4 protein-coding genes and 1 pseudogene are annotated in these 5,796 nt (G+C 75.1%); 1 reads left to right on the plus strand and 4 read right to left on the minus strand.

The features are described 5' to 3' along the window. The 3 genes and pseudogenes from E1289_RS36070 to E1289_RS40380 all read right to left on the minus strand — a co-directional run. Window positions 1-623, minus strand: a pseudogene (locus E1289_RS36070) (branched-chain amino acid ABC transporter permease); the annotation flags it as partial. After that, window positions 616-1,506, minus strand: coding sequence for a branched-chain amino acid ABC transporter permease (locus tag E1289_RS36075; protein ID WP_131988424.1), 891 nt, complete (start codon window positions 1,504-1,506; stop codon window positions 616-618). The gene E1289_RS36075 and the pseudogene E1289_RS36070, both read right to left, overlap by 8 nt. A gap of 34 nt (window positions 1,507-1,540) precedes the next feature. Further along, a complete protein-coding gene (locus E1289_RS40380) occupies window positions 1,541-3,217 on the minus strand; it encodes an ATP-binding cassette domain-containing protein (RefSeq protein WP_131988426.1) in 1,677 nt (558 codons plus the stop codon). 147 nt (window positions 3,218-3,364) lie between these two features. Between E1289_RS40380 and dacB the strand changes: the two genes are divergently transcribed. Next, entirely contained in the window at window positions 3,365-4,888 is a 1,524-nt protein-coding gene (dacB, locus tag E1289_RS36085; RefSeq protein WP_131988428.1) for a D-alanyl-D-alanine carboxypeptidase/D-alanyl-D-alanine-endopeptidase, read from the plus strand. Window positions 4,889-4,937: 49 nt separating this feature from the next. On the opposite strand, the gene E1289_RS36090 is transcribed toward dacB, so the two are convergent. Continuing rightward, window positions 4,938-5,796: oxidoreductase family protein (locus tag E1289_RS36090; RefSeq protein ID WP_131988430.1), on the minus strand; the 859-nt coding region annotated here is incomplete at its 5' end.

The raw sequence follows: 5,796 nt of genomic DNA on the forward strand, positions 1-5,796 counted from the left end.
GCCTTGATGCCCCGGCCGCAGAGGGCGGCCAGCAGCGCGACCGCGAGGAACAGGTACCAGAGGCGGTGCAGCTCGCCGAACGGCGTCCCGAGCACCGCCAGGTAGTCGGGGTTCTCGTCGCTGAAGCTGAAGCCGGGCACCGCGAACGCCTCGACGGTGCGGCCGTTGTAGCCGCCGGTGACGTCCTCGGCGTTGAGCCAGACGTGCCGGCCGAGGAACACGAGCCCGAGCGAGGCGAGGCCGAGGTAGATGCCGCGCAGCCGTCCGGCGATGGGGCTGAACGCCGCGCCCGCCGCCCCCGCCACCAGCGCGGCGGCGAGCAGGGCCGCCACCGGGGGCAGCCCGAAGCCGGACATCCCGTCCTCCCGTTCCCCGGCGAGGAGGGTGTAGGTGTAGGCGCCGACGCCGAGGAAGAACGCGTGGCCGAGCGACAGCTGCCCGGCGACGCCGACCAGCAGGGTGAGGCCGATCGCCCCGACCACGGCGGCCATCGCGAACAGCCCGGCCTGCAGCCAGAAGTCGGTGAGCCACAGCGGACCGGCGACCGCGCCGAGCAGCAGGACGCCGCCGGCGGCGTGCGGCGGCGAACCGAGCCGGAGGGACGCGGCGGGCCGGTCAGACACGGATGGCCTCCTTCTGTCCGAACAGCCCGTGCGGGCGCAGCAGCAGCACGAGCACCATCACCGCGTAGGGGACGACCTCGCCGAACCCGCCACCGAGGAAGTGCAGCTCGGACTCGTAGCCGACCGCGAGCGCCTGCGCGATCCCGATGACGAGGCCGCCGACGACCGCGCCCGGCACCGAGTCGAAGCCGCCCAGCACCCAGGCGGGGATCGCGGCGAACGCGACGACGGAGACGCCGGGCTCGACGCCGGGCGTCGGGTAGGAGGTCAGGAACACCCCCGCGACGGCCGCCAGCGCACCGGCGAGCCCCCACCCGACCGCGCTCGTGCGGCCGAGCCGGATGCCCATCAGCGAGGCGGTGTCGGGGTCGGCGGCCGCCGCGCGCATCGCGAGCCCCCAGTCGGTGCGGGCCGCGAGCGCGCCGAGCGTGCCGAACAGCACGACCGCCGTCCCCGCGGCGATCGCCCGGGACGCCGGCAGGCTCACCCCCGCCGCGCTCACGACCGACGCGCCCCAGGGGGCGCCGATGTTGCGGACCTCGTTGCCGAGCTGCCTGGTCAGCTCGGTGAGCAGCAGGATGTCCACGCCGATCGTCAGGATCGCGAGCACGCCCGGGTCGTGTTCGGCGACCCGCCGCACCAGCAGCGTGTTGATCAGCGCGGCGACCAGGGCCGCGCCCGCCACCCCGGCGGCGAACGCGCCCCAGAACCCGAGTTCCGGCTGGAGCCGGGACACGAGGTAGGCGCCGAGCAGGAGCACCGAACCGTGCGCGAAGTTCAGCACCCCGGTGGACTTGAACACGACCACGAAGCCCACCGCGATCAGCCCGAGGACAAGGCCGAGCGACACGCCGTTGACCAGCTGGGTCAGCAGGTAGCTCATGGGGCGCGCCCTCCCTCCCCCAGGCGGCCCTCACTCATGCGGCCTCCGACCCGAGGTAGGCCCGCAGGACTTCCGGGTCGCGCTGCACCTCGGCGGGGGTGCCGTCCGCGATGCGCCGCCCGAAGTCGAGCACGGTGACGCGCTCGGCGAGGCCCATCACGAACGGCATGTCGTGCTCGACGAGGAGGATGGAGATCCCCAGCTCGCGCCGGACGGCCGCGATCGTCGCGGCCATCTCGGCGGACTCGGCGGGGTTCATGCCGGCGACCGGCTCGTCCAGGAGCAGCAGGGTCGGCTCGGCGCACAGCGCGCGCCCCAGCTCGACCCGCTTGCGGTCGCCGTAGGAGAGGGTGTGCACGGACCGGCCGAGCAGGTCGGTGAGGCCGAGCAGCTCGGCGACCCGCCCCGCCTGGGCGCGGTGCTCGCGGTCCTCCCGGCGGGCGCGGGGCAGGCCCAGCGCGCCGCCGAGCACGCCGGAGCGCATCAGGCGGTGCCGCCCGGTGAGGAGGTTGTCGGCGACGGTGGCGTCCAGGGAGAGCGAGATGTTCTGGAAGGTCCGCGCGACGCCGAGGCCGGCGATCTGGTCCGCCCGCAGCCCGGTGAGCGTCCGGTCGCCGTAGCGGACGGTGCCGGCGGCGACCCGGTACGCCCCGCCGAGGACGTTGATGCACGTCGACTTCCCGGCGCCGTTCGGGCCGATGAGGGCGTGCACGGTGCCCGGCTCGATCTCGAAGGAGACGTCGGCGAGCGCGGTGACGCCGCCGAAGCGGACCGTCACCCCGTCGACCTGCAGCGCCTCGGCGCGCACGGTGCCGACGCCGCCCGCGTGCACGGCCGCCGCCAGTCCCGCCAGCCCGCCGTCCGTGGCGTCCACGGCGTCCGCCTCCCGGTCGTCGTCCGGGCCCGGCCCGGCCGGGGACGCGGTTCCGGTGCCCGCGCCGGCACCGAGGTAGCGGCCGCGTATCTCGTCGCTGCCGGCCAGCACCTCGGCGGGGCCGGACGCGGCCACCCTCCCGACCTCGAGCACGTAGGCGCTGTCCGCCACCCGCAGCCCCATGACGGCGTTCTGCTCGATCAGCAGGACCGCCGTGCCCTGGCGGTTGATCTCCGTGACGATCTCGCCGATCTGCGCGACGAGCCGCGGCGCGAGGCCGAGGGACGGCTCGTCCAGGAGGAGCAGCCGGGGGCGGCTCATCAGCCCGCGGCCGATGGCGAGCATCTGCTGCTGGCCCCCGGACAGCAGCCCGGCCCGCTCCCGGCGGCGCTCGGCCAGGCCGGGGAACAGCTCGAAGACGCCGTGGAGCGCCTCGCGCCTGATGCGCGGCGCCGCGGTGAGGCCGCCGGCCCGCAGGTTCTCCTCCACCGTGAGGTCGCGGAACACGCGCCTGCCCTCGGGGACCTGCGCGACGCCGGCCCGCACGATCTCGGCGGCGGGCAGGCCGCCGATGTCGCGGCCGTCGAGCCGGATCGTCCCCGCGGTGACGGCGCCGCCGGCGGAGCCGAGCGTCCCGGAGATCGCGCGCAGCAGGGTGGTCTTTCCGGCGCCGTTGCCGCCGAGCACGGCGACCACGCCCCGGCGCGGGATCCGCAGCGACACCCCGCGCAGGGCCCGCACCGCGCCGTCGTAGCCGACGTCGAGGCCGTCGATGTCCAGCAGCGGAGCCCCGGGCGCGGGAACGGCCTCCCGGTCGGATCCGGATCCGGTGCGCATGGGGCCTTCCCTTCAACGCGGGGCAAAGGGACGCTTACCTCGACAGCGACTACCTTGACAGCGACGAACGTTAGACAAACTATTGTCGCGCGTCAAGACTTGATCTTATGAATTTGTGATCGCGGTCACCCCGCGTAGACTCGCGCCATGATCAAGAGCGCCGGGATCGCCCTGCTGCTGGGCGGCGGCATGGCGCTGGGCGGCGCCGCCGCCGTCCCCGCCCACGCCGCGCCGGCCGGGGGCCTGGCGGCCGAACTGGACGCGATCCTGCGGGACGGGCGCCTCCAGGGCGCGGCGGTCGGCGTGACGGTCCGGGACGCCGGGACGGGCGAGACCCTCTACGACCGCGACGCCGGCGCGCCGCGCACCCCGGCCTCGAACAACAAGCTGCAGACCGCGGCGGCGGCGTTCGGCATCCTCGGCCCCGGATACCGCTTCCGCACGACGGTGCGCGTCAAGGGCGGCGACCTCTACCTCACCGGCACCGGCGACACGACCATGCGGGCCGCCGAGTACGACCGGCTGGCCGCGGCCGTCGCCGCCAAGGGCATCACCAGGATCCGCGGCGACCTCGTCGCCGACGACACCTGGTTCGACGCCCGGCGGACCCCGGCCGACTGGGATCCCGCCGACCTCCAGTACGCCTACGCGGCGCAGACGTCCGCGCTGACCGTCTCCCCCAACGACGACTTCGACGCCGGCTCGGTCGAGATCTCGCTCGCCCCCGCGGCCCGCGAGGGGCGGCCGCTCCGGGTCGGGCTGACGCCCCGCACCGATGTGGTGAAGATCGACAACAAGGCCGTCACCGGCGCGCCCGGCTCGGCGTCCACCCTCGCGGTCGACCGGAGCAACGGCGGCAACACGATCGTCGTGACCGGTTCCCATCCGGCGGGCGCGGCGCCCACCAGCGTCCTGCGGACCGTCGAGGAGCCGGCGCTGTACGCGGCGGACGTCTTCCGCAGGGCCCTCAGGGCGCACGGCGTCCGGGTGGCCGGGGCCACCGAGCGCGGCCGGACGCCCGCGGACGCCCGGACGGTCGCGGCCCGCACCTCGATGCCGCTGTCCCGGCTCGCCGTACCGTTCCTCAAGCTCAGCAACAACGTCATGGCCGAGACCCTCGTCAAGGCCATCGGCCGCGAGACGCGAGGCGAGGGCAGCTGGGAGGCCGGGCTGCCCGCCGTCACCGCCGAACTCCGGCGGCTCGGCGTCGACGCCTCCCAGGTGACCATGACGGACGGCTCGGGCCTGTCGCGCGGCAACCGCACGACGGCCGCGCAGCTCGGCACGCTGCTGCGGAACGTCCGGAAGCGGCCCTGGTTCCCCGCCTGGTACGCCGCGCTGCCCATCGCCGGGCAGCCCGGCCCGATGACCGGCGGGACGCTCGCGAACCGGATGCGGGGCACCGCCGCCGCCGGGAACGTCCACGCCAAGACCGGCACGCTGACGGGTGTCACCGCGCTGTCCGGCTACGTGCGCGACCCCGGCGGGCGCACGCTGGTCTTCTCCAGCGTCTTCAACGGCTACTCCGGCGGCGCGCCGAAGGACATCGAGGACAGGATCGCCGTGCGCCTCGCCACCGGCGACGACGCGGCCCGCACCGCCCTGTCCCGCATGGGCAGGACCGACGGCGGCGACCTCGAACCGACCTGGCTCGCCGGCCGCCTGCCCTAGACCGGGCGCGCCGGGCGTGCCGGAATGGCCGCGGGCGGCCGGTGCGCCGTCATGGCGCGGGGGGAGCGAGGTCGCGGATGGCGGTGCAGGCGCGGGCGGCCATGGTGAGGAACATGGCGTCGCCGCGTTCGGTGGGGGTGCCGTAGGCACAGCCCAGGACGGTGATGAGAGGGCCTTGCAGAAGGGCGAAGCGGTAGTCGTCCCAGCACAGGTCAAGCGGATAGTCGCTGACGCCGTGGGCGAGGAGGGCCTCGTGGTAGCGGGTCACGAGGTCGCGTTCGTGGGTGCGGCGGTCCTCGGCGGTGAGGCTGGTGGCCAGGAAATAGGACAGGTCGCGGGCGGGCAGGCCGATGGTGAGGGTCTGCCAGTCGACGGTGGTCGCGGTGTCGCCGTCCGGTGGGAACAGGACGTTGTCCAGGCGGTAGTCGCCGTGGACGAGGCCGAAGCGTTCGGAGCGGGCCACCAGCCAGGGGCCCATGGTCTCGGTGGTCCGGCGCAGGGTGTCCCGGTCGGCGGGGTGGAGGCGGTCACCGAAGCGGTCGATGAAGGTCTCGACGGCGGGGGCGTAGACCTCGGCCAGGGTGTCCGCGTCGGCGGCGGTGTTGTGGTGCAGGCCGTCGATGCCGAGCAGGGAGTCGTCGCACCAGCGGGGGCCGTGCAGGCCGGCCAGGGCGGTCATGCAGCCGGCGGCCTGCCGGGGCGAGCAGCCGGCCAGCTGGTCGCCCTGGGCCGCCGGGGAGAGGTCCTCCAGGAGGAGGACGAAGTCGAAGGTGTCGGGGTCGATCGCGGCGTGGTGGCAGCGCGGGGTGCGGAGGGCGACGGTGGGGGCGATGTCGCGGTAGAAGAGGACTTCGGTGCGGTAGGCACCGCCGAGGAGGGCGCGGGTGGCGGGGTCGGCGGCGGGGAGC

It is taken from the genome of Actinomadura sp. 6K520, assembly GCF_004349245.1.
Lineage (GTDB): Bacteria > Actinomycetota > Actinomycetes > Streptosporangiales > Streptosporangiaceae > Spirillospora.

Excerpts from the sequence above, each read along its gene's own strand:
- E1289_RS36075 (WP_131988424.1), bottom strand. The coding sequence starts at position 1,506 with ATGAGCTACCTGCTGACCCAGCTGGTCAACGGCGTGTCGCTCGGCCTT.
- E1289_RS40380 (WP_131988426.1), bottom strand. The coding sequence starts at position 3,217 with ATGCGCACCGGATCCGGATCCGACCGGGAGGCCGTTCCCGCGCCCGGG.
- dacB (WP_131988428.1), top strand. The coding sequence starts at position 3,365 with ATGATCAAGAGCGCCGGGATCGCCCTGCTGCTGGGCGGCGGCATGGCG.